This is a genomic window from Paludibacterium sp. B53371, from assembly GCF_018802765.1.
Taxonomy (GTDB): domain Bacteria; phylum Pseudomonadota; class Gammaproteobacteria; order Burkholderiales; family Chromobacteriaceae; genus Paludibacterium.
Map to the genome: position 1 here is coordinate 2,518,667 of NZ_CP069163.1, position 26,859 is coordinate 2,545,525.

General features: G+C 61.9%; 24 protein-coding genes. 9 read left to right on the plus strand and 15 right to left on the minus strand.

Features of this window, described 5'->3' with window-relative positions:
• Nucleotide 1: 1 nt before the first annotated feature.
• Together JNO51_RS12040 and JNO51_RS12045 are read right to left on the minus strand one after the other, a co-directional pair.
• Nucleotides 2-985, minus strand: coding sequence for a Gfo/Idh/MocA family protein (locus JNO51_RS12040; protein ID WP_215777521.1), 984 nt, complete (start codon nt 983-985; stop codon nt 2-4).
• Between the two features lie 51 nt (nt 986-1,036).
• Nucleotides 1,037-1,507 (minus strand): acyl-CoA thioesterase, encoded by a 471-nt coding sequence (locus JNO51_RS12045; protein ID WP_371822837.1) that lies wholly within the window; start codon nt 1,505-1,507, stop codon nt 1,037-1,039.
• Nucleotides 1,508-1,587: 80 nt separating this feature from the next.
• On the opposite strand from JNO51_RS12045, the gene JNO51_RS12050 reads away from it, so the two are divergent.
• A complete protein-coding gene (locus tag JNO51_RS12050) occupies nt 1,588-2,115 on the plus strand; it encodes a putative metalloprotease CJM1_0395 family protein (RefSeq protein ID WP_215777526.1) in 528 nt (175 codons plus the stop codon).
• On the opposite strand, the gene JNO51_RS12055 is transcribed toward JNO51_RS12050, so the two are convergent.
• The gene (locus JNO51_RS12055; protein WP_252346079.1) at nt 2,106-4,391 is read right to left on the minus strand and encodes a cation-translocating P-type ATPase; all 2,286 of its coding nucleotides are present in this window, start codon (nt 4,389-4,391) and stop codon (nt 2,106-2,108) included. The two genes, JNO51_RS12050 and JNO51_RS12055, sit on opposite strands and share 10 nt — an antisense overlap.
• 88 nt (nt 4,392-4,479) lie before the next feature.
• Here JNO51_RS12055 and cadR point away from each other — a divergent pair, with 88 nt between their 5' ends.
• From cadR to JNO51_RS12080, 5 genes are all read left to right on the plus strand, one after another.
• Nucleotides 4,480-4,926 carry a Cd(II)/Pb(II)-responsive transcriptional regulator gene (gene cadR / locus JNO51_RS12060; protein ID WP_215777530.1) on the plus strand — a complete coding sequence of 149 codons (447 nt, stop codon included), beginning with the start codon at nt 4,480-4,482 and terminating at the stop codon, nt 4,924-4,926.
• A gap of 133 nt (nt 4,927-5,059) precedes the next feature.
• Entirely contained in the window at nt 5,060-5,650 is a 591-nt protein-coding gene (locus JNO51_RS12065) for a carbonic anhydrase (protein ID WP_215777532.1), read from the plus strand.
• Nucleotide 5,651: 1 nt separating this feature from the next.
• Nucleotides 5,652-7,196: a SulP family inorganic anion transporter gene (locus JNO51_RS12070; RefSeq protein ID WP_215777534.1), complete on the plus strand. Its 1,545-nt coding sequence runs from the start codon at nt 5,652-5,654 to the stop codon at nt 7,194-7,196.
• A gap of 475 nt (nt 7,197-7,671) precedes the next feature.
• The gene (locus tag JNO51_RS12075) at nt 7,672-8,562 is read left to right on the plus strand and encodes a LysR family transcriptional regulator (RefSeq protein WP_215777536.1); all 891 of its coding nucleotides are present in this window, start codon (nt 7,672-7,674) and stop codon (nt 8,560-8,562) included.
• Complete coding sequence (locus JNO51_RS12080) at nt 8,559-9,020, plus strand: LEA type 2 family protein (RefSeq protein ID WP_215777538.1); 462 nt, start codon at nt 8,559-8,561, stop codon at nt 9,018-9,020. The genes JNO51_RS12075 and JNO51_RS12080 overlap by 4 nt, the downstream gene beginning before the upstream one ends.
• Before the next feature lie 50 nt (nt 9,021-9,070).
• Here JNO51_RS12080 and sucD read toward each other — a convergent pair whose 3' ends face one another.
• From sucD to JNO51_RS12140, 12 genes are all read right to left on the minus strand, one after another.
• A complete protein-coding gene (gene sucD, locus JNO51_RS12085) occupies nt 9,071-9,958 on the minus strand; it encodes a succinate--CoA ligase subunit alpha (protein ID WP_215777540.1) in 888 nt (295 codons plus the stop codon).
• 23 nt (nt 9,959-9,981) lie between these two features.
• Entirely contained in the window at nt 9,982-11,148 is a 1,167-nt protein-coding gene (gene sucC, locus JNO51_RS12090; protein ID WP_215777543.1) for an ADP-forming succinate--CoA ligase subunit beta, read from the minus strand.
• Nucleotides 11,149-11,256: 108 nt separating this feature from the next.
• Nucleotides 11,257-12,684, minus strand: coding sequence for a dihydrolipoyl dehydrogenase (gene lpdA, locus JNO51_RS12095; protein ID WP_215777545.1), 1,428 nt, complete (start codon nt 12,682-12,684; stop codon nt 11,257-11,259).
• Nucleotides 12,685-12,772: 88 nt separating this feature from the next.
• On the minus strand, nt 12,773-14,041 hold the full coding sequence (odhB, locus tag JNO51_RS12100) for a 2-oxoglutarate dehydrogenase complex dihydrolipoyllysine-residue succinyltransferase (protein ID WP_215777548.1): 1,269 nt from the start codon (nt 14,039-14,041) through the stop codon (nt 12,773-12,775).
• A 52-nt stretch (nt 14,042-14,093) separates the two neighbouring features.
• The gene (locus JNO51_RS12105; RefSeq protein ID WP_215777550.1) at nt 14,094-16,922 is read right to left on the minus strand and encodes a 2-oxoglutarate dehydrogenase E1 component; all 2,829 of its coding nucleotides are present in this window, start codon (nt 16,920-16,922) and stop codon (nt 14,094-14,096) included.
• 136 nt (nt 16,923-17,058) lie between these two features.
• A complete protein-coding gene (gene gltA / locus JNO51_RS12110) occupies nt 17,059-18,348 on the minus strand; it encodes a citrate synthase (protein WP_215777553.1) in 1,290 nt (429 codons plus the stop codon).
• A gap of 79 nt (nt 18,349-18,427) precedes the next feature.
• Nucleotides 18,428-18,676: a succinate dehydrogenase assembly factor 2 gene (locus JNO51_RS12115; RefSeq protein ID WP_215777555.1), complete on the minus strand. Its 249-nt coding sequence runs from the start codon at nt 18,674-18,676 to the stop codon at nt 18,428-18,430.
• Complete coding sequence (locus tag JNO51_RS12120) at nt 18,673-19,377, minus strand: succinate dehydrogenase iron-sulfur subunit (protein ID WP_215777557.1); 705 nt, start codon at nt 19,375-19,377, stop codon at nt 18,673-18,675. Before JNO51_RS12120 ends, JNO51_RS12115 begins: the two co-directional genes overlap by 4 nt.
• Nucleotides 19,378-19,391: 14 nt before the next feature.
• Nucleotides 19,392-21,158 (minus strand): succinate dehydrogenase flavoprotein subunit, encoded by a 1,767-nt coding sequence (gene sdhA / locus JNO51_RS12125; RefSeq protein ID WP_215777560.1) that lies wholly within the window; start codon nt 21,156-21,158, stop codon nt 19,392-19,394.
• Nucleotides 21,158-21,502, minus strand: coding sequence for a succinate dehydrogenase, hydrophobic membrane anchor protein (gene sdhD / locus JNO51_RS12130; protein ID WP_215777563.1), 345 nt, complete (start codon nt 21,500-21,502; stop codon nt 21,158-21,160). Before sdhD ends, sdhA begins: the two co-directional genes overlap by 1 nt.
• The gene (sdhC, locus tag JNO51_RS12135) at nt 21,496-21,870 is read right to left on the minus strand and encodes a succinate dehydrogenase, cytochrome b556 subunit (protein WP_215777565.1); all 375 of its coding nucleotides are present in this window, start codon (nt 21,868-21,870) and stop codon (nt 21,496-21,498) included. Before sdhC ends, sdhD begins: the two co-directional genes overlap by 7 nt.
• 173 nt (nt 21,871-22,043) lie before the next feature.
• Nucleotides 22,044-22,775 carry a GntR family transcriptional regulator gene (locus JNO51_RS12140; RefSeq protein ID WP_215777568.1) on the minus strand — a complete coding sequence of 244 codons (732 nt, stop codon included), beginning with the start codon at nt 22,773-22,775 and terminating at the stop codon, nt 22,044-22,046.
• Between the two features lie 183 nt (nt 22,776-22,958).
• Between JNO51_RS12140 and JNO51_RS12145 the strand changes: the two genes are divergently transcribed.
• The 3 genes from JNO51_RS12145 (at nt 22,959) to lysS (ending at nt 26,775) form a co-directional block, all read left to right on the plus strand.
• Nucleotides 22,959-23,939, plus strand: coding sequence for a malate dehydrogenase (locus tag JNO51_RS12145; RefSeq protein ID WP_215777570.1), 981 nt, complete (start codon nt 22,959-22,961; stop codon nt 23,937-23,939).
• Nucleotides 23,940-24,056: 117 nt separating this feature from the next.
• A protein-coding gene (gene prfB, locus JNO51_RS12150; protein ID WP_215782722.1) for a peptide chain release factor 2 occupies nt 24,057-25,161 on the plus strand; the annotation gives its coding sequence in 2 pieces (ribosomal slippage) (nt 24,057-24,137 and nt 24,139-25,161; 1,104 coding nt in all).
• A 111-nt stretch (nt 25,162-25,272) separates the two neighbouring features.
• Nucleotides 25,273-26,775 carry a lysine--tRNA ligase gene (gene lysS / locus JNO51_RS12155; RefSeq protein WP_215777572.1) on the plus strand — a complete coding sequence of 501 codons (1,503 nt, stop codon included), beginning with the start codon at nt 25,273-25,275 and terminating at the stop codon, nt 26,773-26,775.
• Nucleotides 26,776-26,859 lie beyond the last annotated feature (84 nt).

A 26,859-nucleotide genomic window follows, 5' to 3' on the forward strand; every position in this document is an offset into this window, starting at 1 on the left:
GCTATTCTCCCCGGTAGCGCACGCCCAGCGCACTGCGCGCCTGATCCAGCAGGGCAATCATGCGCCGCGAGTGCGTGTGGCTCAGAATCGGGCTTTCCAGTCCGCCGGCCCGCAGCAACTGGCAGAAATGCGCGGTTTCATAATTCAGGCCGCCACCGCTGACCGGTTCATCCAGTTCGACCACGCGGCCATCCTGGTACTGAATGGTGGCCCGGGCCGGATTCCACCACTTGTCGTGCAGGGTGACATGCCCGCGCGTCCCGGCGAGCAGGGCGTCCCCCTTGCCGCAGACATCCAGCCCGCTATACAGCTGGGCAAAGCCGTCGTCAAAACCGACATTCAGGCTGGCAAACAGATCAATGCCCTCGCCGCTCAGGCGACCCAGGGTCTGCACTGTACGCGCCTCACCCAACCAGTCCACGGCCAGAAACGCACCGTAGATGCCAACGTCCAGCAAGCCACCACCCGCCTGCTCATGACGAAAGACACTATGACCGGCCGGCAGGCCGGCACTGGCAAAGCCGGCGCGCACCAGCCGGACCGGACCGATCGGGTCTTTGGCAAGCTGCTGGCGCAGACGCTGATAGAGGGGGAAAAATGGTGGCTTCATGGCCTCCATGAAGAGCCGGCCATGCTGTCTGGCACCTTGCAGCACCTGCTCCAGCTGACGGGCATTGAGGGCGGCAGGTTTTTCGCACAGCACGGCCTTGCCGGCGGCCAGCGCCTGGCAGGCATAGTCGGCATGACTGTCGTGCAGGGTGGCGATGTAGATCGCCTCCACCTCGCTGGCCAGCAGGTCCGCCAGCCCGGCGCAGACCTGGGCCTGCCCCCGTGCCGCCAAGTCGGCGGCAGCCTCGGGACGGCGTGCCCAGACATGGGTCAGGCAGGCCTCGGGCACCGCCTGCAGCGAATCGACAAAGCGGCGCGCAATGCTGCCGGCACCGATGATGCCAAAACGCACTGGCGGGCGTGAAAAGTCGGACATGGTGACTCCATCAGAACAGGGCAAGCATTGTGCCTGCCGCCCCGGGCCGGATCAATCGTCTGCCAGCTCGCGCATGCGCGCTTCGGCCTCGATGCGCATCTTGCGGCGGATTTCCGCCTGGCGAAAACGCTTTTTCTGCTCGTCGGTTTCCAGTGTCAGAGGAGGCACGGCAACCGGCTTGCCCTCTTGCAGGGCGACCATGGTGAAGTAACAACTGTTGGTATGACGAACCATGCGCTGCTGGATGTTCTCCGCCACCACCTTGATCCCGACCTCCATCGAGGTGCGGCCGGCGTGATTGACGCAGGCCAGAAAGGTCACCAGCTCTCCGACGTGGATCGGCTGCTTGAACAGCACCTGGTCGACCGACAGCGTCACCACATAACTGCCGGCATAGCGACTGGCACAGGCATAGGCCACCTGATCCAGCAGCTTGAGCAGCACGCCACCGTGAACGTTACCGGAAAAATTCGCCATGTCGGGTGTCATCAGCACCGACATCACCAGCTCTCGCTCAGCCATTCGCGTCTCCTGAGTAAACAAGCACCATGATGCCATCCGTCATGTGGTGCTATGATAAAGAATCACAAGGTGTTGATTCCATGTCGATATCAAGCATATCTGCCAGCAGCTACAGTGGCTTCCCTGCACCGACGGGCAGCAATGGCCAGCCGCTGACACCGGCGCAGCAAAAGCAGGTGGCCGATTTGCAGGCCGCCGACCGCGACGTGCGTGCCCATGAACAGGCACACATGGCGGCCGCCGGCGGTCTGGCGACCGGTGGCGCCAGCTTTACCTATCAGACCGGACCGGATGGCAAGCAGTATGCCATTGCCGGCGAGGTGCCGATCGCCATTTCCACCGGCAGTTCGCCGCAGCAAACCATTGCCCTGGCACGCCAAATGGAAAAGGCGGCGCTGGCACCGGCTGATCCCTCGCCGCAGGATCGCAAGGTGGCTGCCAGCGCCCAGCAGATGATCGCCAGGGCGGAGGCGCAACTGCGCGAGCAACAGATGCAAAAACAACAGGCTGGCAGCCCGGATCAAGCTGCCAGCCCCACCTACTCGGCCAGTGGTACCACCGAAAGTGCTACCGCCACGAGCGGCAGCCTGATCAACACCTACGCCTGATCTCCGCGCTGACCTGCCAGCCGCAAGCCATTGCCGACCACCATCAGACTGGCGCCCACATCGGCAAACACCGCCATCCACAAAGAAGCATGACCTGCCAGCGCCAGGGCAAAGAACACCAGTTTGATCGCCAGTGCCAGCCCCAGATTGAAATACAGTACCCGCATGGTACGGCGTGCCAGGGCAAACATTGGCGGCAGCTTGCTCAGGCGATCCTCCATCAGGGCGACCGAGGCGGTTTCCAGCGCCGTATCCGAGGCCGCGCCCATGGCGATACCCAGATCGGCCCGTGCCAGCGCCGGCGCATCATTCACCCCGTCGCCAACCATGGCCACGACACCGTAACGGCGCTGCAGCGCTTCGATCTGCTGCAGCTTGTCCTGTGGCAACAGGGCACCGTGCGCCTCCTCGATGCCGGCCACCTGGGCCAGGCTGTCCACGACGCGCTGGTTATCGCCGGACAGAATGACGCTGTGCACCCCCAGTGCCGCGAGGCGTGACACGCTGTCGGCCGCGTCATGACGTGGCTTGTCCGCCACGGCGATCAGTGCCAGCACCTGCTGCTCAGCCATCAGCACCAGGGCGGCCTGCCCCTTGGCCTCGACATGATCCAGAGCCTGCAACAGCGCATCATTCAAGGCACCGGCCTGTTCGGCCATGCGCCGGCTGCCCATGGCATACAGGCGCCCATCGATGCGTCCCTGCACTCCCAGACCAGCCTGTTCGCTCAGGCCTTCGGCCACGGGCAAGCTCAGGGCCCGCTCACTGGCCGCGCGCTGCAGGGCGCGCGCCAGGGGGTGTGTGGAATGGGCATCCAGGGCGGCGGCCAGCGTCAGGACGGCTTCTTCGCTCTGCGCATCAAAGGGCTGGATCCCCACCACCTCGGTCTGCCCGGTGGTCAGGGTACCGGTCTTGTCGAAGGCCACGGCCTTGACGCGGGCGGCAGTTTCCAGCGCCTCGCCACCCTTGATCAACAATCCCTGCCGCGCGGCAGAAGCCAGCGCACTGACCAGCGTCACCGGCGTGGCAATCACCATGGCGCAAGGGCAGGCAATCACCAGCAGCACCAGCGACTGATAGAACGCTTCACGTGCCGGCATCAGTCCGAACCAGGGCAGCAGGATTGCCGCCGCCACGGCCAGCAGTACCACGACCGGCGTGTAAATCAGCGCAAACCGGTCGATGAAGCGCTGAGTCGGCGCACGCGAGGCCTGGGCATCGCGGACGCTGTCGATGATGCGCGCCAGCACCGAGCCGTCCGCGGCGGCATGGCTGACCATTTCGATCAGGCCCTGGCCATTGATGCTGCCGGCAAAGACAGTGCCCCCTACCCCCTTGTCGCGCGGCAGACTCTCGCCGGTAATCGGTGCCTCATTGAAGCTGCTTTCGCCCGCGATGATCTCGCCATCCAGCGGCACGCGTTCGCCCGGACGCACCCGCAGTCGGCTGCCGACAGCCACCTCGGCCACCGGCACCTCGCGCCAGCCGGACCGGGCATCGGCCAGCCAGGCCGTGGCCGGAGCCAGGCTCATCAATTCACGCACGGCCTGTCCGACCCGGGCCAGCGACATGGCCTCGAGTTTTTCCGCCAGACTGAACAGGAACAGCACCATGGCCGCTTCCGGCCACTGACCGATGATCAGCGCCCCGGTGACCGCCAGGGCCATGAGGAAATGGATGTTCATCACCCGTGAACGCAGGGCAATCCAGCCCTTTCTCAGCGTCGGCAGACCGCCGCAGGCAATCGAGATCAACACCAGGGCGATCACCAGCGGATGATGATCGGTCGACACCCAGGCCACGCCTTCGGCGGCCACCGCAGCCAGGCCGGAAAGGAGGAAACCGGTTTCACGCAGGGGATGACGGGCCGTAGCCACCGGCGCGTCCACTGCCTGCAGAGGCTCGGCCTGCATGCCGACATGGCCGATGGCACGGATGACCTGGTCGATGTCGAGCTGATGGTGCTCGATGGTCAGGATGCGTTCGAAGAAGTCAAAATGCAGCCCGGTCACACCCGGCACCTGGGCCAGTGCTTTTTCAATCAGCCGCGCTTCGGTCGGACAGTCCATGGCCTGGATACGCAGCGACGTCCGCAGCGCGCCAGTCTGTTCGCTCAGACGGCTTTGCAAGGCGGCCTGACTGCCGCAGCAGCCACCCGCGGCATGCTCATGCTGGTGCTCATGCTGGTGCTCATGCTCATGCTCATGCTCATGCTTCGGCTCGCAGGCATGTCCCTGGCAACCGCAGCCCTGCTTCCGGAAAATCGACTCGCTCATCACGCTATCCTTGCCGTGCATTACTGTTGTAGCGAATTCCACACCCTGAAGCTACTATAGGGTCAAGCACTTTTTTGCGAGAGTCTTGATGCTGATTGGAGAACTGGCCAAACTGGCAGGCTGTGAGGTGGAAACCATCCGCTTCTACGAGAAGGAAAAACTGCTGTCGGCGCCCGAGCGCAGCGCCTCGGGCTATCGCCATTATCGCAGCGACCACCTGGGTGAGCTGAACTTCATCCTGCACTGTCGTTCGCTGGGCATTTCCCTGGCCGAAATCCGTCAGCTGGCCAATTTCCGCGCCGACCCTTCACTGGCCTGCGAAGAGATCAACCAGTTGATCGACCAGCATATCAAGAGTGTGCACCAGCAACTGGAGTCGCTGCGACTGCTGGAGCAGCAACTGCTGACCTTGCGCCAGCGTTGCCAGCACAGCAGTGATGCCGCTCATTGCGGGATTCTGCAGACGCTGGTACAGGCCGCCGAAGGTGAGCCCTGTGCCTGTCATGGCGCCCTCCCGTCGCAGACGGCGAATTGAACCCTGCCCCCTCGTCCTTTACACGGGCTTGATACCAAAGATCAGTAGTCCATCGCTGGCACGATCTCTATTTTTTATCCGGATGTAATCACACATCCGAATATTTACAACAGCTATAGAAAAATAGAGAGCCATGGAAACTGTCAATCGATTACTCATCGCCAATCAGGCCTGGGCAGAACGCTGCCGGGCCCGCGACCCGGAGGCGTTTCTGCACCTGAGCCGCGGGCAACGGCCATCGGTCTTCTGGGTCGGCTGTGCCGACAGCCGGGTACCTGCCGAGCGACTGACCAACGCCGCACCCGGCGAACTCTTTGTTTATCGCCATATCGCCAACTTGCTGCTCGATCAGCATGGCACCGCCATGAGCGCCCTGGAGTACGCGGTCGAGGTGCTGCAAGTCCCGCATATCGTGATCTGCGCCCATAGTGGTTGCGGTGGTGTGCGAGCGGCACTCGAGGGCAGCTTTGCAGAAGACTCTTCACTGGGGCGTCATTTGCAACCACTGGTACAGTTGGCCCGGCGTCATGCCAGCGATCTGCAGGCCTTCGGGCAAGAGGCCGAACGGATCGATTGTCTGGCGCAGTTGAGCGTCATGACCCAACTCGAACAACTGGCGCAACTGCCTTTGATCCGGCAAGCCCGGCGCCGCCCGGTCCTGCATGGCCTGATGTTTGATCTGGGCAGCGGCCGCCTGCGGCGCCTGCCCCATCCGGGAGCGTGATATGCAGCTGAATGACATCACTCGCGAAGTCGGCGCCGCACTGGTGGTTTATCTGGTCGCCCTGCCCCTCTGCCTGGGCATCGCCAGTGCCTGTGGCGTGCCGCCTCAGGCAGGCATCATGGCCGGCATCCTCGGCGGCATCGTCATCGGGCTCGGCAGCGGCTCTCAGGTCAGCGTCAGCGGGCCGGCGGCCGGGTTGATTCTCATTGTGGTCAATGCCATCGGCCAGATTGGTTTTCCCGGTTTGCTGGTGGCAACCTCGCTCGCCGGCGTCATGCAATGGCTGCTGGGGCTGACCGGGTTTCACCGGCTGATGGGCTTCATTCCTGCCGCGGTCATCAAGGGGATGCTGGCCGCCATTGGCGCGACGCTGGTGCTGCGCCAGCTACCGGTACTGCTGGGAATGGGCCGCTTGCCCGGTCTGCACGACACCGATGCACTGATTGCCCGCCATACCGCCGTCCAGCAGGAGGCACTGGGACTGTGGCATCTTGATACCGGTTTCGGCGTCTGGTTGCCCGCGCCACTGCTGGCCGGGCTGCTCACCTTGTGTTTGCTGATCGCCTGGCCGGCCAGGCTCAGGCGCCTGCCCGTGCCCATCCTGGCGGTCATCGCATCGGCCATGCTCGCCTGGGCTTTGCCCCGGTTTTTCCCCAGCCTGTCTCTCCCCGCCAGCGCATTTGTCAACTTGCCACCACTCCCCGGCTGGTCCGAATGGGCACAGTGGCTGCCAACGCCTGACTGGTCCTGGCTGACGCATCCGGTGCTCTGGCAAATCGCGCTGGAACTCGCGCTCATTGCCAGCCTGGAGACCTTGCTCAGTCTGGAGGCCATGCAACAGCTGCGCCCCAGCCTGCCACCCGCCCCGCTGAAAAGAGAGTTACTGGCGCAGGGGACAGGCAATTTGCTGGCCGGGTTGCTGGGCAGTCTGCCACTGACGGCCGTGATCGTTCGCAGCTCGGCCAATATTCAGGCCGGAGCACGCACCCGCTGGTCCACCATCCTGCATGGCTTGTTGCTGCTTCTCAGCGTGGCCTGGCTGATCCCGCTGATTCGTCTGGTACCGCTGGCCAGTCTGGCGGCCATCCTGTTGCTCACCGGCTGGAAGCTGGCCAATCCTGTTCTGTTGCGATCCATGCTGCACCGACCCCGACAGGAATCACTGCCCTTCGTGGTCACGTTGCTGGGAGCGATGATGCTGGACCTCCTCAGCGGTATTGTGCTTGGGGTGCTGACCAGCATCGGCTTCATGCTGTGGCGACAACTGAAGAACAACCTGCACATGACCATTGCGGGCGATGACTACCTGCTGGTCCTCAATCAGGATGTGTCCTTCATGAACCGTCCGCTGCTCAAACAGCGATTGGCCTGTGTCCCGGACCGGGCGGCGCTGGTGATTGATGCAGAGCATATGGATACCATTGATCTGGATGCTCTGGACGTGCTGGAAAATGAGTTGCGCAACCTGCGTGCGCGAGGCGTGAGCATCGAACTGCGCCATTGGCCGGTACACTGCCGCCAGCCTGAGGGCGGAGATCCGGTGTAGTGCGGGCAAAAAAAAAGGGCCGGCGATTAGCCGGCCCGAATCAACGCTCGTTATGGGACATACGGAGAAAAACTTCCGCGATGGTGCCCACACAGCACACAGGGAACTGGTACAACAACAATCTGTTTATCCGGGGTCGTCTTGTTCTTTTTCCCCTTCGGCTTTGACTACCTTCTGGTAGCCTGCCTGCCGGTTGCGCACTGGGCGCAACCTGCTGAAATCTTCTGGCGCGGCAATCCTGCCTGAACCACCTTCCCCCCGCTGCCGGCAAATCGTCATTCCGGCCAGAGCGCCCCGAGTCCCGGGTACACCCCCAGCACTTCGGCTGGCACCACTGGCAGGAACTGACTACTCAATCTTGCGATTGAGAACACAACACAACACAACACAGGGAGAGTCGCTAGTATAGGCAGGCTGCTAACATTCTAAAAATGAATTAATATTATAAAATCGATTCCAATATGGAATGTTATAGATGGACATTCGCGCCCTGCGTTATTTCACAGAAGTAGTTCGGCAACAAAGCTTTACCCGCGCTGCCGAGAAGTTGTTTGTCACCCAGCCGACCATCAGCAAGATGATGAAGCACCTGGAGGATGAACTGGGCATGCCCCTGTTCATTCGCGAAGGCCGCAGCTTTCGCCTGACCGACGCAGGCCGGGTGGCCTTTGATCGCGGCCAGGATGTCATGGCGGCGATGAACCGCATGAAAGCTGAAATGGCGGACCTGGTGTCGCTGGAGCGCGGCGAGCTGGTGGTCGGCCTGCCACCGATGTCCGGTGGGGCGTTTCTGGCCCCGGTCGTCAGTGCATTCCGTGAACAATATCCGAATATCGAACTCAAAATGGTGGAGGATGGCGCACTGGCCATCGAGAACAGCGTACGGACCGGACAGCTGGAAATCGGTGCAGCGGTCTTGCCGGTCGATTCTCAAACCTTCGAACAATTCGGCTTTGTGCGTGATCCGCTGTGCGTGGTGGCGCCGGCCGGTTCACCCTGGCAAGGGAAACAATCCGTCAAGCTGGCAGATGTGGCAGACTGGCCCATCGTGTTCTATCCGGAAGACTTTACCCTCAGTCGCCGCATCCTCGATGGATTTGCCCAGCTGGGCAAACCCATCCGCATTGCCGGACGCAGTGCCCACTGGGACTTCATTGTCGCCATGGTCAACGCCAATCTGGGCATTGCGCTGCTGCCGCGCTCGGTCGCCGACCGCCTGGAAAGCTGGCCGTTCGATGTGGTCCAGCTGGATGAAGACCAGATTGTCTGGAGCCTCGGACTGATCTGGCAAAAGGATGTCTATCTGTCACACGCTGCGCGCGCCTGGATTCAGGTCACGCAGGATGTTTTGGGAAAAATGCCATGAAATGGATGCAACACCTCAAATGGGGCCTGATGGCCATGCTGCTGGCCTTGCTGGTCGGCTGCAGCAATCTGGCCCTGAAGAAACCCGATGTACAGGTCGCCAATATTGAAACCGGCAAGACCACCCTGCTCTCGCAGGACTTCACCGTGACCCTGCGGGTGCAGAACCCCAACGAGACGGCACTGAATGCCCAGGGGCTGTCGTTCGAACTGATGGCCAATGGCAAGAAGGTGGCCAACGGGCTGAGCAACCAGCCGATCTCTGTGCCGGCCATGGGCGAGAGCCTGGTGCCGCTGACGGTGCACACCTCGCTCATCGACTGGCTGCAACTGGCCGGCGCCGCCATGCAGCAGGGCAAAACCAGCCTCAACTACCAGATCAATGGTTATCTGGACGGGCTGAACGGCTGGGGGCGCATTCCGTTCACCCGCAGCGGCGAGTGGCAGTTGCCAAAATAAAAAATGGCGCCGTCTGCACGGCGCCATTTCAGCTACGACTTAGAGGACACTTACGCCATGCCCTTGCTCTTCAGCAGCTCCAGCATGGTGCTGCCGATTTCCGCCGGGCTGCGGGTATAGGCCATGCCAGCCTTTTCAAAGGCGCGGAACTTCTCTTCGGCCGTGCCCTTGCCGCCGGAGATGATGGCACCGGCGTGGCCCATGCGCTTGCCCTTGGGCGCCGTCACACCGGCGATGTAGCCGACGACCGGCTTGTTCACCTCGGACTGGATGAACTCGGCCGCTTCTTCTTCGGCGGTACCGCCGATTTCACCGATCATCACGATGGCTTCGGTTTCCGGATCGTCCTGGAACAGCTTCAGGGCACCGACATGGTTCAGGCCCGGGATCGGGTCGCCGCCAATGCCGATGCAGGTGGTCTGCCCCAGGCCCAGCTTGGTGGTCTGCGCCACGGCTTCGTAGGTCAGGGTGCCGGAACGCGAGATGATGCCGATCTTGCCGCGACGGTGGATGTGTCCCGGCATAATGCCGATCTTGCACTCCCCCGGCGTGATGATGCCCGGGCAGTTCGGACCGATCAGGGTCACGCCGCCGACGGTTTCGATGTAGCGCTTGGCCTTGAGCATGTCCAGCGTCGGCACGCCTTCAGTAATGCAGACGATCAGTTCGATGCCGGAATCCACGGCTTCGACGATGGAGTCGAGCACGAACGGCGCCGGCACGAAGATGACCGAGGCATTGGCGCCGGTTTCACGCACCGCTTCGTTCATGGTGTTGAACACCGGACGGCCCAGGTGGCTCGCACCGCCCTTGCCCGGGGTTACACCGCCGACGATCTGGGTGCCGTAGGCCATGCACTGCTCGGCGTGGAAGGTGCCGTTCTTGCCGGTAAAGCCCTGCACCAGCACCTTGGTGTCTTTATTTACGAGTACGCTCATTCTTCAATCCTTTGTGTGCTGGGTTAGGCCTTGACGGCAGCCACGATCTTGGCGGCAGCGTCGGCGAGGCCATCGGCCGGGGTCAGTTGCAGGCCGGACTCGGACAGCAGCTTGGCGCCCAGTTCGGCATTGTTGCCTTCCAGACGCACCACCACCGGTACGGTCACTTTCACTTCCTTGACGGCAGCGATGATCGCTTCGGCGATCATGTCGCAACGCACGATGCCACCGAAGATGTTGATCAGCACGCCCTCGACCGACGGATCGGCCAGGATCAGCTTGAACGCCTCGATGACGCGCTCCTTGGTGGCACCGCCACCCACGTCGAGGAAGTTGGCCGGCTGGCCGCCGTACAGCTTGATGATGTCCATGGTGGCCATGGCCAGACCGGCACCATTCACCATGCAGCCGATATTGCCTTCCAGCGCCACGTAGTTCAGGTCGAACTCGGAAGCCTTCAGCTCGCGTTCGTTTTCCTGGCTCTTGTCGCGTTGCACCAGCAGATCCGGATGACGGTACAGGGCATTGCTGTCCAGACCGATCTTGGCATCCACGCAAGCCAGTGCGCCGTTGGCACGTACGGCCAGCGGGTTGATTTCGAACAGGGCGAAATCGTTGTCGATGAAGGCCTGGTAGGCGCCCAGCATCAGCTTGGTGAAGGCGGCGATCTGCTCACCCTTCAGGTTGAGGGCGAAGGCCACTTCACGTGCCTGGCACGGCTGCATGCCGACCAGCGGGTCCACCGTCACCTTGATGATCTTTTCCGGGGTTTCTTCCGCCACCTTCTCGATTTCCACACCGCCTTCGGTGGAGGCCATGAAGGTCACGCGACGGCTGCCACGATCGACCACAGCGCCCAGGTACAGCTCGCGTTCGACCGGGTACATGTCTTCGCAGACCAGCACCGAGTGCACCGGCTGACCCAGCGCATCCGTCTGGTAGGTCACCAGGCGGGTGCCGATCAGCGAGCGGGTCACGTCGGCGGCTTCTTCGCGGCTCTTGACCACTTTGACGCCACCGGCCTTGCCGCGGCCACCGGCATGCACCTGGGCCTTGATCACGGCGAACTTGCCGCCGAGCTTGTCGAACGCGGCCGCAGCTTCTTCCGGCGAAGCGGCCAGTACACCCTGCTGCACCGGCAGACCGTACTTGGCCAGCAGCGCTTTCGCTTGGTATTCGTGGAGGTTCATCTATGGTTTCCTTTTCACTGGGTGGCGGACCAGGTCCGCCGCGCCCGATGGTGGCTGATTTGCAGCTTCTTCATGGACGGGCTTGCGCCCGTCCCGGGGTTTTACTTGTTATCCGTGCAGGGCACGCTTGTCGCAGGCCAGCGCAGCTTCATGCACCGCTTCCGACAGACTCGGATGCGCATGCACGATACGGGCGAGGTCTTCGCTCGCGGCCTTGAACTCCAACGACAGCACGCCTTCGGTGATCAGCTCGGAAGCCATCGGCCCGATCACGTGCATGCCGAGGATGCGGTCGGTTTCGGCATCGGCCAGCAGCTTGACCGTGCCTTGCGCCTGGCCCATGCCCAGGGCACGACCGTTGGCGGCGAAGGTGGCCGTGCCCTTCTTGTAGGCGATACCGGCAGCTTTCAGCTGCTCTTCGGTCTTGCCGACCCAGGCGATCTCCGGCGAAGTGTAGATCACCCACGGAATCGAGGCGAAATCCACATGCGGCTTCTGACCGGCGATACGCTCGGCCACGGCGACGCCCTCTTCCATCGCCTTGTGTGCCAGCATCGGACCGCGCACCACGTCGCCAATGGCCCAGACATTCGGCAAGTTGGTATGGCAGCTGTCATCCACCACGATAAAGCCACGCTCATCCATCTGCAGATTGACCGCAGCGCCATTCAGGCCATCCGTGTTCGGCACGCGGCCGACCGCCACGATCAGCTTGTCGACGGTCAGGGTCTCGGCCTTGCCGTCCTTCTCATAGTCGACGCTGATGGTCTTGCCGGTCTTGATGGCACCAATCTTGACGCCGGTCTGGATGTTCAGACCGGTATCCTTGGTCAGGGTGCGCAGCGCTTCGCGGGCGATCTGGCCATCGGCGGCGCCGAGGAAATTCGGCAGCGCTTCCAGAATGGTCACTTCGCTGCCCAGACGGGCCCAGACCGAGCCCATTTCCAGGCCGATCACGCCGGCGCCGATCACGCCAAGGCGCTTGGGCGTGCTGGTCAGCGCCAGGGCCCCGGTGTTGTCCAGCACGTTCTTGTTGTCGATCTCGACACCCGGCAGCGGGCGCGGCCGCGAACCGGTGGCCACGATGACGTGGGTGGCGGTCACGGTGTCGACCTTGTCGCCATCACGGACTTCCAGCTGCCACTTTTCGCTGTCGCGGCCCTTGAGGCTGCCCAGACCGTGGAGGCTGGTGACTTTGTTCTTCTTGAACAGGAAGGCCACGCCGCTGGTGAGCTTCTGCACGATGCCGTCCTTGCGGGCGATCATCTGGGCCGGGTCGAAGCTGGCGCCCTTGACGGTAATGCCGTGCTCAGCGAAACCGTGGTTCAGGGTGTGGAAATGCTCGGACGATTGCAGCAGGGCCTTGGACGGGATGCAGCCGACGTTCAGGCAGGTGCCCCCCAGTGCCGGCTGGCCATCGGGACCTTTGAAAGCATCGATACATGCGGTCTTGAAACCGAGTTGCGCGGCGCGGATGGCGGCAATGTAACCGCCGGGGCCGGCACCGATCACTACAACATCAAATTCCTGACTCATAAGTCTTCCTTGATGGTGAAACGCAATGCGTGAAACGGGACCCGGCTCCGCCGTCATGGCGGGCAAGCCGGATCCCTTTGGTCATCGGTTACAGATCCAGAATCAGGCGGGCCGGATCTTCCAGCAGGTCCTTGATGGTCACCAGCGTCAGCACGGCTTCGCGGCCGTCGATGATGCGGTGGTCATAGGACAACGCCAGATACATCATCGGACGCACCACCACCTGGCCGTTTTCCACCACGGCACGCTCCTTGGTGGCATGCATGCCGAGAATGGCCGACTGCGGCGGGTTGATGATCGGGGTCGACATCATCGAGCCGAAGGTACCGCCGTTGGTCACCGAGAAGGTGCCCCCGGTCAGATCTTCCAGCGACAGCTTGCCATCGCGGGCCTTGACGGCGAAATCGGCGATCTGGCGCTCGATTTCGGCAATCGACATCTGGTCGGCATTGCGCAGGATCGGCACCACCAGACCACGCGGGCTGCCCACGGCGATACCGATATCAAAGTAGCCGTGATAGATGATGTCGTTGCCATCGACCGAGGCATTCACCACCGGGAATTTCTTCAGTGCGGCCACGGCAGCCTTGACGAAGAAGGACATGAAGCCCAGCTTGACGCCGTGCTCCTTCTCGAACTTCTCCTTGTACTTGTTGCGCAGATCCATGACCGGCTTCATGTTGACTTCGTTGAAGGTGGTCAGGATGGCATTGGTCTGCTGCGACATCAGCAGGCGCTCGGCGACACGCTGGCGCAGGCGGCTCATCGGCACACGCTGTTCCGGACGGTCGGCCAGCAGGCTGGCGACATTGACGGCATCCGGCGTCGAGGCCAGGGCCGCACCACCGGCGGGGGCCGTCTTGGCCAGCACCGGGCCGGCCTGCGACGGGGCTGCCACCGGGGCGGCCGGCGCCTTGGCGGCTGCCTGCACGTCTTCCTTCAGGATGCGGCCATCACGGCCACTGCCGGAGACCTTCGACAAGTCGACCCCGGCTTCGGCTGCCAGCTTGGCGGCCGAAGGCATGGCGGCCCCGCCCGGTGCGGCGCTCGTGGCGGCAGCCGGTTCGGCCACCGCTGCGGCGGCGGCCGGCGCGGCGGCACTGACGCTGCCGGCGGCGGCTTCGGTATCGATCACCGCCAGCAACTGGCCGGAAACCACGGTCGCCCCATCGGCTTCGACCAGCTTGACGATCACCCCGGCCTGCGGCGAAGGCAGTTCCAGCACGACCTTGTCGGTTTCCAGGTCAATCAGGTTTTCGTCGCGGTTGACGAATTCGCCCACTTTCTTGTGCCAGGTCATCAGCGTGGCTTCGGAAACCGATTCCGGCAGTTGCGGGACTTTGACTTCGATCTGCATATCTTCTCCGTTTCGCGGGGCGCCGGCCCCGCGGTTATTCTTGTCTGCTGCCTTACTTGGCAAGGGTCATGGCTTCGTCGATAAAGGCCTTGAGCTGGGCAACGTGCTTGCTCATATAGCCGACGGCCGGCGAGGCGGAGGACGGACGACCGGCAAAGGCCAGCGTCTGCTTGCCGATCAACAGGCCTTCCAGACGGTGGCGGATCTGGTACCAGGCCCCCTGGTTGCGCGGCTCTTCCTGCACCCACAGCACTTCCTTGGCCGCGGTATAACGCGCCAGCTCGGCCGCGACCTGCTCGGTCGGGAACGGATAGAGCTGCTCGATGCGCACAATCGCGATGTCCTTTTCCAGACCGCGGTCACGACGGGCATTGAACAGGTCGTAGTAGACCTGGCCGGCACACAGCAGCACGCGCTTGACCTTCTTGGCATCGGCCACGGTGCTGTCACCGATGACCGGGCGGAAGCTGCCGCTGGTCAGCGACTCGATCGGGCTCATGGAGTCCTTGTAGCGCAGCAGGCGCTTGGACAGGAAGATGATCAGCGGCTTGCGGTACGGACGCAGGATCTGGCGGCGCAGCAGATGGAACATCTGACCGGCTTCCGACGGCATGATGACCTGGATATTGTGCTCGGCGCACAGTTGCAGCCAGCGCTCCAGGCGGGCGGAAGAGTGCTCCGGCCCCTGCCCGTCATAACCGTGCGGCAGGATCACACCCAGACCGCACAGACGACCCCACTTGGTTTCGCCCGAGGAGATGAACTGGTCGATGGCGACCTGGGCGCCGTTGGCGAAGTCGCCGAACTGCGCTTCCCAGATCACCAGCTCGTTCGGCGACGAGCAGGCATAGCCGTATTCATAGGCCAGCACGGCTTCTTCGTTGAGGATCGAGTCGATCACCAGGAAGTCGCCCTGCCCTTCGGCCATATTGCGCAGGGGGACATAGGCACCCTGATCCCAGCGTTCGCGATTCTGGTCGTGCAGCACAGCGTGACGGTGGGCAAAGGTGCCGCGGCCGGAGTCTTCGCCGGACAGGCGGACCGAGTAGCCGTTGGTGACCAGCGAAGCATAGGCCAGGGTTTCAGCCATGCCCCAGTCGATGTCCTGCTTGCCTTCGGCCATGGCACGGCGGGCATTCATGACCTTCTCGACCGTCGGGTGCAGCTTGAAGCCTTCCGGTATGGTGGTGAACTTGTCTGCCAGACGCTGCAGATCGGCCAGCGGCAGACCGGTATCGGTCGGATGCGCCCAGTGGGTGCCGATGAAGCGGCTCCAGTCGTTGGCATGTTCGCGCTTGTAGTTGGACAGCACGGTCTGTTCGACATGCTCGCCCTTGTCGAGCGCATCGCGGTAGGCCTTGATCAGGCCATCGGCGGCGTCCTTGCTCAGCACGCCATCCGCCACCAGACGGTTGGCATACATGGCACGCACGCCTTCGTGCTTGGCAATGCGCTTGTACATCATCGGCTGGGTCAGGAAGGGGTCATCGCCCTCGTTATGGCCCAGCTTGCGGTAGCAGACCATGTCGATGACCACATCCTTCTTGAAGGCCATGCGGTAGTCCAGCGCCAGCTGGGTCACGTAGCAGACGGCTTCCGGATCATCACCGTTGACGTGGAAGATCGGCGCTTCGACCATCTTGGCCACGTCGGTACAGTACATGGTGGAGCGCATGTCGCGCGTATCGGAGGTGGTAAAACCGACCTGGTTGTTGATCACCAGGTGGATGGTACCGCCGGTGCCGTAGCCACGGGTCTGCGACAGGTTGAAGGTGCCCTGGTTGACGCCCAGGCCGGCAAAGGCCGAGTCGCCGTGAATCAGCACCGGCACCACCTGCTTGCGTTCGCTGTCGTTGCGGTGTTCCTGGCGCGCGCGCACCGAACCTTCCACCACCGGGTTGACGATTTCCAGGTGCGAGGGGTTGAAGGCCAGCGAGACATGCATCGGGCCATGCGGGGTCGGGATGTCACTGGAGAAGCCCATGTGATACTTGACGTCGCCCGACGCCAGATCGGTGGTCTTCTTGCCTTCGAACTCGGCGAACAGGTCGCGCGGCAGCTTGCCCAGGGTGTTGACCAGCACGTTCAGGCGGCCACGGTGGGCCATGCCGATGATCAGCTCCTGCGTGCCATGCTGGCCGGCGGTCTGAATCAGGTGGTCCAGCGCGGCAATGGCGCTTTCGCCGCCTTCCAGCGAGAAACGCTTCTGGCCGACGTATTTGGTATGCAGATAACGCTCCAGCGTCTCGGCGGCAGTGATCTGCTTGAGGATGCGCTGCTTTTTGGCCACGTCGAAACGCGGCGTCGACAGATCGGCCTCAAAGCGCTGTTGCAGCCAGTGCTTTTCCGCCGAATCGGTGATGTGCATGTACTCGAAGCCGATATTGCCGCAGTAGGTCTGCTTCAGGCGCGAGACAATCTCGGACAGCGGCAGGCGCTGCGGGCCGACCAGCGAACCGACGTTGAACTGAACGGCCATGTCGGCATCGCCCAGGCCGTGGCTGGCCAGGTCGAGTTCCGGTACCGGATGCTGATCCATGCGCTGCAGCGGATCCAGATTGGCCTGGCGTGCCCCCAACACGCGATAGGCCGAGATCAGCTTCAGCACACCAACCTGCTTCTGCATCGACTCCCACTCGGCGACAGCACTCTTGCCCTTCGGGCTCATCGGCTGCTTGGCGAGCTGGATGAACGACTCCTGGATCGGCAGGTGCGGTACATCGCGCTCGCTGGCGCCCGGCGCCTGGGCGAGCTTGTCGAAGTAGGCACGCCACTGTTCATCGATACCGTTCGGATCCGCCAGGTACTGTTCGTACAGCTCCTCGATGAACGGTGCATTCCCACCGAACAGGTAGGAATGACTGTACATGCTTTGCATCATGGTTCTGCCCTTTGTTTTGTCTTGAGTGCAGCGTGGTAAAAGCTTTAGGGGTATGGCGGGCGTCAGACGCACGCCATGACCGTAAGGCTCTCTGCGACAAAAGGAGCCGGTAACGACACCGGCTCCCTGCCTGCGTTTAGCGCTTGTCGACCGGCACGTAGTCGCGGCGCGGTGCACCGGTATACAGCTGGCGAGGACGACCAATCTTCTGTTGCGGATCGGACAGCATTTCGTCCCAGTGGCTGATCCAGCCCACGGTACGGGCCAGGGCGAAGATCACGGTGAACATCGATACCGGAATATTCAGCGCAGCCAGCACAATGCCGGAGTAGAAGTCGACGTTCGGGTACAGCTTGCGCTCGACGAAGTACGGGTCGTTCAGCGCGATCTGTTCCAGCTTCATCGCCAGCTTGAACTTCGGATCGTCATGCAGGCCCAGCTCGTTCAGGACGTCATGGCAGGTTTCGCGCATGATGCTGGCGCGCGGGTCCATGTTCTTGTACACGCGGTGACCGAAGCCCATCAGGCGGTAACGCTTGTCCTTCACGCCCTGGATGAATTCTTCGATGTTGTCTTCGGTACCGATCTCGTCGAGCATCTTCAGCACCGCCTCGTTGGCACCACCGTGCGCCGGGCCCCACAGGCAGGCGATACCGGCGGCGATACACGCAAACGGGTTGGCACCGCTCGAACCGGCGAGACGCACGGTCGAGGTCGAGGCGTTCTGCTCGTGGTCGGCATGCAGGATCAGGATGCGATCCAGCGCCTGCACCAGCACCGGGTTCGGCTCATACGGCTCGCACGGGGTGGCGAACATCATGTGCAGGAAGTTGGCGCTGTACGACAGGTTGTTGCGCGGGTACATGAACGGCGCACCGATCGAATAGCGGAAGCACATGGCAGCGATCGTCGGGATCTTGGAGATCAGACGGAACTTGGCCACCTTGCGGTGTTCGGGATTGGAGATGTCCAGGCTGTCCTGGTAGAACGCCGACAGGGCACCGACCACACCGACCATCATGGCCATCGGGTGCGAGTCGCGACGGAAACCCTTGAAGAAGCTGGACAGCTGCTCGTGCACCATGGTGTGGTGCATGATGGTGTTGTTGAATTCGGCGCGCTGCTCGGCGGTCGGCAGTTCGCCGTTCATCAGCAGATAGCAGCACTCCAGGTAGTCGGAGTGCTCGGCCAGTTGTTCGATCGGGTAACCACGGTAGTACAGCTGGCCCAGATCGCCGTCAATGAAGGTGATTTTGGATTCGCAGCTGGCCGTCGCCAGGAAGCCCGGGTCAAAGGTAAACATGCCGGTCTTGGCAAAATTGCGGATGTCGACGACATCCGGCCCCAGCGAACCGGCCAGAACCGGCAGCTCCAGATTGTCTTTGCCTTCACTGTACGTGAGCGTCACTTTGCGGTTGGTTTCCACAGCTATTACTCCCAGTTGTTATGATGATTTTGTTTGCAGCCCTTCGACCGCCCCGCAGGGACGGCCTTCCCCTACGCGGTCAGACAGCGCGCAGCTGATGCACGATGGCCATCAGCGCGGCATCGTCCAGATCGGCCTTGCCGTTCACGACATCCAGAAAATCGTTGTCGTCCAGCTCCAGCAGGCGGCGATAGTCCGCCAGCTGCGCCTGCGTCAGATCGTCAAACCCGCGGGCGAGAAACCGCTCGAGCACGATGTCGAGTTCGAGCAGTCCCCGGCGCGAGCGCCAGCGAATCCGTTTCTTTTCGGTGGCATCGATCTGGTTCATACCGCGCGCTTCACCATCAGGTCCTTGATCTTGCCGATCGCCTTGGTCGGGTTCAGATGCTTCGGACAGACATCGACGCAATTCATGATGGTATGGCAACGGAACAGCCGGTACGGGTCTTCCAGATTGTCCAGACGCTCGCTGGTCATCTCGTCACGGGTGTCGGCGATGAAGCGGTAAGCCGCCAGCAGGCCGGCCGGGCCGACAAACTTGTCCGGATTCCACCAGAACGACGGGCAGGACGTGGAACAGCAGGCGCACAGGATGCACTCGTACAGGCCATCGAGCTCCTTGCGGTCTTCCGGCGACTGCAGACGTTCGCGTTCCGGTGCCGGCGTGTTGTTCACCACATAGGGCTTGATGGAATGGTATTGCTTGAAGAACTGGGCCATGTCGACGATCAGGTCGCGAATGACCGGCAGGCCGGGCAGCGGACGCAGCGTCACCGGCTCGGACAGGCTGGCCACGTCGGTCAGACAAGCCAGGCCGTTCTTGCCGTTGATGTTCATGCCGTCCGAACCGCAGATGCCTTCGCGGCAGGAACGGCGGAACGACAGGGTGTCGTCCATGGCCTTCATCTTGACCAGCACGTCAAGCAGCTTGATGTCCTTCGGACCGATTTCCACCTCGTAGTCCTGCATGTAAGGCTTGGCATCGGTCTCCGGGTTGTAGCGGTAGATCGAGAAACGCATTTTCTTCATGTCTGGGCTCCGGGTCAGAACGTCCGTTCTTTCGGCGGAATGTAATCCACCGACAGCGGCTTGGTATGGACCGGCTTGTAGCTCAGGCTGCGGTCGGAACCGAAGTACAGCGAGTGCTTCATCCAGTTTTCATCGTCGCGGTGCGGGTAGTCGTCATGGGCATGGGCACCACGCGACTCCTTGCGCGCCTCGGCAGACACCAGCGTGGCCACGGCCACTTCGACCAGGTTCTCCAGTTCCAGCGCCTCAACGCGCGCGGTGTTGAAGACCTTGGACTTGTCCTTGATCTGCAGGACACGGGCACGATCCGCCACCTGGGCGATTTCATCCACGCCCAGCTTGAGGTTGGCGTCATTGCGGAACACACCGGCGCGCGACTGGACGGTACGCTGCATGGCGGTACGCACTTCGGCCACTTCCTCGCCCCCGGTCTGACTGTCCAGACGCGCCACGCGTGCCAGCGACAGATCGGCGGCATCAGCCGGCAGATCCTTCCAGGTCGGCATTTCTTCGCGGATGTACTTGATCATGCTGTCGCCCGCCGACTTGCCGAACACCACCAGGTCAAGCAGCGAGTTGGTTCCCAGACGGTTGGCACCGTGTACCGAGGCACAGGCACACTCACCGGCGGCATAGAAACCGTTGACGCGCGCTTCCGGATTGTCGCCCTTGGGCGCCACCACTTCACCGCGATAGTTGGTCGGAATGCCACCCATCATGTAATGGCAGGTCGGGATGACCGGGATCGGCTCCTTGATCGGATCGACGCCGGCGAACTTGATGGCAATCTCGCGGATGCCCGGCAGACGCTGGTTGATGATGTCCGGACCGAGGTGATCGAGCTTGAGCAGCACGTGATCCTTGTGCGGACCGCAACCACGGCCTTCCAGCACTTCCAGCTCCATCGAGCGCGACACGAAGTCACGCGGTGCCAGGTCCTTCAGGTTCGGCGCGTAGCGTTCCATGAAGCGTTCGCCATTGGCGTTGAGCAGAATGCCGCCCTCGCCGCGCACCCCTTCGGTGATCAGCACGCCGGCACCGGCGACGCCGGTCGGGTGGAATTGCCAGAATTCCATGTCTTCCAGCGGCAGGCCGGCACGCACGCACATACCCAGGCCATCACCGGTGTTGATGAAGGCATTGGTGGACGCGGCATAGATACGACCGGCACCGCCGGTGGCGAACAGCACCGCCTTGGCGTGCAGGATGAAGATCTCGCCGGTTTCCATTTCCAGCGCCGTGACACCAACCACATCGCCCTCGGCATCACGGATCAGGTCCAGCGCCATCCACTCGACGAAGAACTGGGTATTGGCACGCACATTGCGCTGATACAGCGTATGCAGCATGGCATGACCGGTACGGTCGGCGGCCGCACAGGCGCGCTGCACCGGGGTCTTGCCGTTGTGCTGGGTGTGGCCGCCAAACGGCCGCTGGTAGATCTTGCCGTTTTCCAGCCGGTCGAACGGCATGCCGAAGTGTTCCAGCTCGACCACCGCATCCGGCGCGGTACGGCACATGAATTCGATGGCATCCTGGTCGCCCAGCCAGTCCGACCCCTTGACGGTGTCGTACATATGCCATTGCCAGTGGTCTTCCTGAACATTGCCCAGCGAAGCGGAAATCCCGCCCTGTGCCGCCACAGTGTGCGAACGGGTCGGGAAGACCTTGGAGAGAACGGCAGTCTTGAGACCTGCCTCGGACAGTTGCAGCGCGGCACGCAAACCGGCGCCACCGCCGCCAACAATCACTGCATCAAATCGACGAACGGGTACGCCCATTACAGCCCCCAGACTACCTTGACGGAATAGATGAAACAGGACACGAGCCAAAGAATGGTCAGCGCATGCAGCGTCAGGCGCAGGCCGACCGGTTTGACGTAGTCCATCCAGATATCACGCACGCCCACCCAGGCATGCAATGCCAGTGCCAGCAGGGTCACCTGGGTCAGCAGACGCACCCAGCCATGCGTGAACAGCGATTTCCAGCCCTCGAAGCCGGACGGCATCACCAGCAGGAACAGCACCAGCGCCAGCGTGTAAGCCAGCATCACCACCGCGGTAATGCGCTGCATCAGCCAGTCGCGCAGCCCGTAGCGGGCACCGACAACAATGCGATTTACCATACTGCCACCCCCAGAATCACAGTCAGGGCCAGGCTGACAACCAGCACGGTCTTGGCGGTTGCGCGCGCCGTAGCCAGTTCGACACCCTTATGGATATCCAGAAACAGGAAACGGATGCCGGCGATGGCATGATGCAGGAAGGCCCACAACAGGCCGATCAGCACCAGCTTGACCAGAGGGAAGGCAATCAGGGAACGGAAGGAATCGAACGATTCAGCCGAGCTCAGCGAGCCCTGGAGGAGGTAGATCAGGACCGGCAAGAACAGGAACAGCGCCGCGCCGCTGACCCGATGCAGGATCGAGACGATGCCGGGAACCGGCAGCCTGATCTTGCCCACATCCAGATGCTTGGGTCTTTGCTTCTGCATTTGGTTTTCCACTTTGTTGAGCAATTGTTTCGACAGGCCCCGTAGCCGGGGGCCGCCCGAGTCCGCCAACTCTTGTGCAACGGTCGGCTGAGACTCCACTTCAGGTCCATCGCCGACAGCCGTCGGCAATATGACCGATGAATTCTAGCAAATGCGGACGCTTGACGCCCGGATTACACACCCCGCCCTGTGGTATAAGCCAAAGCGCTGGTCAGACAGATTCGCTGCCGCCACTCCAGCGGCTCACCCTCCATCGAGGCCGACACACGCAGCATGGACAACACCGGCTGCTCAGGCTCCACCCCCAGCAGGGCCGCGTCTTCGCGGCCAAGCATCACGGCGCGCAGCTGAGCGGCAGTTACCCGCGGACGCACGCCGAAACGACGCTGCAGGGCCACATACACACCGCCACCGCACTGACGGATCCAGCGCGCATCCAGGCCGTCAAACGGCTCGGCCGGCAGATAGACATCGTCCAGTGCCACGGCCAGACCACGCAGGCGCCACAGTTGCCGCACCCGGATCACCGGGGCACCGCGCCGCAACCCCAGCAGACGCGCCACCTCTTCCGGTGCATTGCCGCGCGAACAGCCCAGCAGTTCCAGCCCCAGCTCATCCGGCTTCTCGTCCAGCAGACCCGGCGTGACCAGACAGCCCTCGCCCCAATCGCTGGCAACATCGGCGACAAAGGTACCGCGCCCCTGGCGGCGATACAGGATGCCCTGTGCCACCAGTTCACCCAGCGCCTTGCGAACGGTCCCCTGACTCACATCCAGCTGCGCGGCGAGTTCCCACTCGCTGGGCAGTGCCTGGTTGGCCTGCCATTCGCCTTCGCCGATGCGCCGGATCAAAACCGACTTGATTTGTGCATAAAGCGGCAGGCGCCGCAGCGTGTTTCTCATCATCCCCGTCTTTTTATCACCAAACAAATCAAGCGTAAAGAGAAGTCTTATATAAGACATAAGTTTCAGGCCAAGACATTTGCAACAATAGGACATTTCCGAACACATGGCCAATTCTGCGTGCTACACTCAGGCATCTGACGAAATGCAGCACCAAAAACGGACACACAAAGGAGAGTCAGTCATATGAAAGCCCCCGTACGCGTAGCCGTCACCGGCGCCGCCGGCCAGATTGGTTACAGCCTGCTGTTCCGCATCGCCAGCGGCGAAATGCTCGGCAAGGACCAACCGGTCATCCTGCAACTGCTCGACCTCCCGCAAGCCCAGACCGCCGTCAAGGGCGTGATGATGGAGCTGGAAGACTGTGCCTTCCCGCTGCTGGCCGGCATGGTCGCCACCGACGACCCGAACGTCGCCTTCAAGGATGCGCAAGTGGCCATCCTGGTCGGTGCCCGCCCGCGCTCGAAAGGCATGGAACGCAAGGACCTGCTGGAAGCCAACGGCGCCATCTTCACCGTGCAGGGCAAGGCGCTGAACGATCACGCAGACCGCAACGTCAAGGTGCTGGTCGTCGGCAACCCGGCCAACACCAACGCCTACATCGCCATGAAGAGCGCACCGGATCTGAATCCGCGCCAATTCACCGCCATGTTGCGTCTTGACCACAACCGTGCCCTGTCGCAACTGGCAGGCAAGACCGGCAAGCCGGTGTCGTCGATCCGCAAGCTGGCAGTGTGGGGCAACCACTCGCCGACCATGTACGCCGACTACCGCTTTGCCACCATCGATGGCCAGAGCGTCAAGGCACTGATCAACGACCACGAGTGGAACCGTGACGTCTTCCTGCCGACCGTCGGCAAGCGCGGCGCAGCCATCATCGAGGCACGCGGCCTGTCTTCCGCCGCCTCGGCCGCCAATGCCGCCATCGATCACATCCGTGACTGGTGGCTCGGCACCAACGGCGAATGGGTCACCATGGGCATCCCGTCCGATGGTTCCTACGGCATTCCGGAAGGCCTGATGTACGGCTTCCCTGTTGTATGCGAAAATGGCGACTACAAGATCGTGCAAGGTCTTGAAATCGACGAATTCAGCCGCGAACGGATGACCATCACCCAGACCGAACTGGAAGAAGAGCGCGCAGCCATCCTGCCGCTGCTTGGCTGATCCGCACCGTCCGCCGGCCTGACCGGCAGTCGATCAAGGCGCACCCCCGGGGTGCGCTTTGCATTTGATGCCCTATCATTAGAGTTTCTGGATATTTATTTGGAGTGGTTGAGCATGATCGAAGCAGAAGTTCTGAACCAGATCGCGGCCAAGATGGAAGATCTGGCTACCCGGTTGATTGATATCCGGGGGTATCTTTGACTACGCTGGCAAAAAAGACCGGCTGGAAGAAGTCGTACGCCTGACCGAAGATCCGGATATCTGGAACGACCCGAAAAAGGCCCAGGACCTGGGCCGTGAGCGCAAGCAGCTCGAAGACGTGGTTCTGACGCTGGAAACCCTCGACGCCGGCGTGAGCGACAGCCGCGACCTGTTCGACATGGCACGCGAAGAAGGCGACGACGACACCATCCTGGCGGTCCAGGCTGACCTGGAGGGCATCGAGAGCCGTCTGGCCGAGCTGGAATTCCGCCGCATGTTCAGCGACCCGATGGACCCGCGCCCCTGCTTCCTCGACATTCAGGCCGGCGCCGGCGGCACCGAGGCCCAGGACTGGGCCGGCATGCTGCTGCGCATGTATACCCGCTTTGCCGAACGCAAGGGCTTCAAGGTCGATGTGCTGGAAGAATCCGAAGGCGAAGTCGCCGGGATCACCAGCGCCACCCTGAAGATCGAGGGCGAGTATGCCTACGGCCTGCTGCGCACCGAAGTCGGCGTACATCGCCTGGTACGGGTGTCCCCCTTTGATTCGAACGCCCGTCGCCACACCTCCTTCTCCTCAGTCTTCGTCTATCCGGAAGTCGACGACTCGATCGAGATCGAGATCAATCCGGCGGATCTCCGGGTGGATACCTACCGCGCATCCGGTGCGGGCGGTCAGCACATCAACAAAACCGATTCGGCTGTGCGCATTACCCACAACCCCACTGGCATTGTGGTACAGTGTCAGAACGATAGATCGCAGCATCGCAACCGCGACGAAGCCATGCAGATGCTGCGTGCCAAGCTGTATGAGCTTGAGCTAAAAAAGCGCAATGCCGCCAAGCAGGCGCTGGAGGACACCAAGACCGACGTAGGCTGGGGACATCAAATTCGTTCCTACGTCTTCGACCAGTCGCGCATCAAAGACCTGCGCACCGGTCACGAGGTTGGCAACATCAAAGCCGTGATGGATGGCGATCTGGATGACTTCATCCAGGCCAGCCTGAAGCAAGGCGTTTAAAAAGCCGGGGATGGTCCCCGGCTGGCAGCAAGGGAAGCCCACCTCCCGACGCACATCTACCCCCTGGTGCATCGATTGCGGCTTCCTCATCAAGTAGCTAATGGAGCTTTTATGTCTGAACACGAACAAACATCTGCGATTCAGGACGAAAACCAAATCATGGCGGAGCGCCGCCTGAAGCTGAAAGCAATCCGCGAAAAAGGCGTCGCCTATCCGAACGATTTCAAACGCAATGCGTTTGCCAAAGATCTGCAGGAGAAACACGCTGGTAAACCGGGTGATGCGCTGGAAGCCGAAAAGATCGAGGTCGCCGTCGTTGGTCGCATGATGCTCAAACGTGTCATGGGCAAGGCTTCGTTCGCCACGCTGCAGGACTTCACCGGCACGATCCAGATCTTCGTCGCCAGCGACGACGTGCCGGCCGAGTCCTACGAAGATTTCAAGCGTTGGGACATCGGTGACATCCTCGGGGTAAAGGGTTCGCTGTTCATCACCAAGACCGGTGAGCTGACGGTGCGTGCCAGCGAGGTGCGCCTGCTGTCGAAGGCCATCCGTCCGCTGCCGGACAAGTTCCACGGCCTGACCGACCAGGAGCAGAAGTACCGTCAACGCTATGTTGACCTGGTGATGAACCAGGAGTCGCGCGACGTGTTCTTCAAGCGCTCGCAGATCGTGCAAAACATCCGCTCGATCATGATTGGCGAACGCTACCTCGAAGTGGAAACCCCGATGCTGCACCCGATCCCGGGTGGCGCACTGGCCAAGCCGTTCAAGACGCACCACAACGCGCTCGACATGCCGATGTTCCTGCGCATTTCGCCGGAACTGTATCTGAAGCGTCTGGTCGTCGGTGGCTTCGAACGCGTGTTCGAAATCAACCGCAACTTCCGTAACGAGGGGATCAGTACCCGTCACAACCCCGAGTTCACCATGATGGAGTTCTACGAGGCCTACTCGGATTACCATCGCATGATGGAAATGACCGAGAAGATCATCCAGGACTGCGCCATGAAGTTGTACGGCACGCTGCAGATTCCGTATCAGGGCAAGACCGTCGACCTGTCGACCTTCGAGCGTCTGACCACGGTACAGGCGATCAAGAAGTACAACCCGCAATACACCGATGCCCAGCTGAATGATCCGGAATGGGTAGCGGCCGAGATCAAGCGCCTGGGCGGCAAGTTGCCGGGTGCGCAAGGTCTGGGCAGCCTGCAACTGACCCTGTTCGAAGAATGTGCGGAAGGCCAGCTGTGGAACCCGACCTTCATCATCGACTATCCGGTCGAGGTCTCCCCGCTGGCACGAGCCTCCGACAAGTTCGAAGGCATCACCGAACGCTTCGAGCTGTTCTGCACCGGTCGCGAACTGGCCAACGGTTACTCCGAGTTGAATGACCCGGAAGACCAGGCAGCCCGCTTCATGGAGCAGGTCAAGCAGCTGGATGCCGGCGACGACGAAGCCATGCACTACGACGCCGACTACGTGCGTGCGCTGGAGTATGGCCTCTCCCCGACCGGTGGCTGCGGTATCGGTATCGACCGTCTGGTCATGCTGCTGACCGACTCGGCCTCGATCCGCGACGTGGTTCTGTTCCCGCACCTGCGTCCGGAATAAGCCGTACCGCAAGGCAAGTACTGTCACGACCCGCGCAAGTTCGCTTGCGCGGGTTTTTTCATGTCCGCTAGGCTTTTTACACCT

Coding starts and splice junctions, on each gene's coding strand:
- JNO51_RS12140 (WP_215777568.1), bottom strand. CDS start 22,775: ATGATGAGAAACACGCTGCGGCGCCTGCCGCTTTATGCACAAATCAAG.
- sucD (WP_215777540.1), bottom strand. CDS start 9,958: ATGAGCGTACTCGTAAATAAAGACACCAAGGTGCTGGTGCAGGGCTTT.
- JNO51_RS12070 (WP_215777534.1), top strand. CDS start 5,652: ATGCAGCTGAATGACATCACTCGCGAAGTCGGCGCCGCACTGGTGGTT.
- sucC (WP_215777543.1), bottom strand. CDS start 11,148: ATGAACCTCCACGAATACCAAGCGAAAGCGCTGCTGGCCAAGTACGGT.
- lysS (WP_215777572.1), top strand. CDS start 25,273: ATGTCTGAACACGAACAAACATCTGCGATTCAGGACGAAAACCAAATC.
- JNO51_RS12040 (WP_215777521.1), bottom strand. CDS start 985: ATGTCCGACTTTTCACGCCCGCCAGTGCGTTTTGGCATCATCGGTGCC.
- JNO51_RS12115 (WP_215777555.1), bottom strand. CDS start 18,676: ATGAACCAGATCGATGCCACCGAAAAGAAACGGATTCGCTGGCGCTCG.
- sdhD (WP_215777563.1), bottom strand. CDS start 21,502: ATGGTAAATCGCATTGTTGTCGGTGCCCGCTACGGGCTGCGCGACTGG.
- sdhA (WP_215777560.1), bottom strand. CDS start 21,158: ATGGGCGTACCCGTTCGTCGATTTGATGCAGTGATTGTTGGCGGCGGT.
- sdhC (WP_215777565.1), bottom strand. CDS start 21,870: ATGCAGAAGCAAAGACCCAAGCATCTGGATGTGGGCAAGATCAGGCTG.
- JNO51_RS12145 (WP_215777570.1), top strand. CDS start 22,959: ATGAAAGCCCCCGTACGCGTAGCCGTCACCGGCGCCGCCGGCCAGATT.
- odhB (WP_215777548.1), bottom strand. CDS start 14,041: ATGCAGATCGAAGTCAAAGTCCCGCAACTGCCGGAATCGGTTTCCGAA.
- JNO51_RS12065 (WP_215777532.1), top strand. CDS start 5,060: ATGGAAACTGTCAATCGATTACTCATCGCCAATCAGGCCTGGGCAGAA.
- cadR (WP_215777530.1), top strand. CDS start 4,480: ATGCTGATTGGAGAACTGGCCAAACTGGCAGGCTGTGAGGTGGAAACC.
- JNO51_RS12105 (WP_215777550.1), bottom strand. CDS start 16,922: ATGATGCAAAGCATGTACAGTCATTCCTACCTGTTCGGTGGGAATGCA.
- JNO51_RS12045 (WP_371822837.1), bottom strand. CDS start 1,507: ATGGCTGAGCGAGAGCTGGTGATGTCGGTGCTGATGACACCCGACATG.
- JNO51_RS12075 (WP_215777536.1), top strand. CDS start 7,672: ATGGACATTCGCGCCCTGCGTTATTTCACAGAAGTAGTTCGGCAACAA.
- JNO51_RS12120 (WP_215777557.1), bottom strand. CDS start 19,377: ATGAAGAAAATGCGTTTCTCGATCTACCGCTACAACCCGGAGACCGAT.
- JNO51_RS12055 (WP_252346079.1), bottom strand. CDS start 4,391: ATGAGCGAGTCGATTTTCCGGAAGCAGGGCTGCGGTTGCCAGGGACAT.
- JNO51_RS12050 (WP_215777526.1), top strand. CDS start 1,588: ATGTCGATATCAAGCATATCTGCCAGCAGCTACAGTGGCTTCCCTGCA.
- lpdA (WP_215777545.1), bottom strand. CDS start 12,684: ATGAGTCAGGAATTTGATGTTGTAGTGATCGGTGCCGGCCCCGGCGGT.
- JNO51_RS12080 (WP_215777538.1), top strand. CDS start 8,559: ATGAAATGGATGCAACACCTCAAATGGGGCCTGATGGCCATGCTGCTG.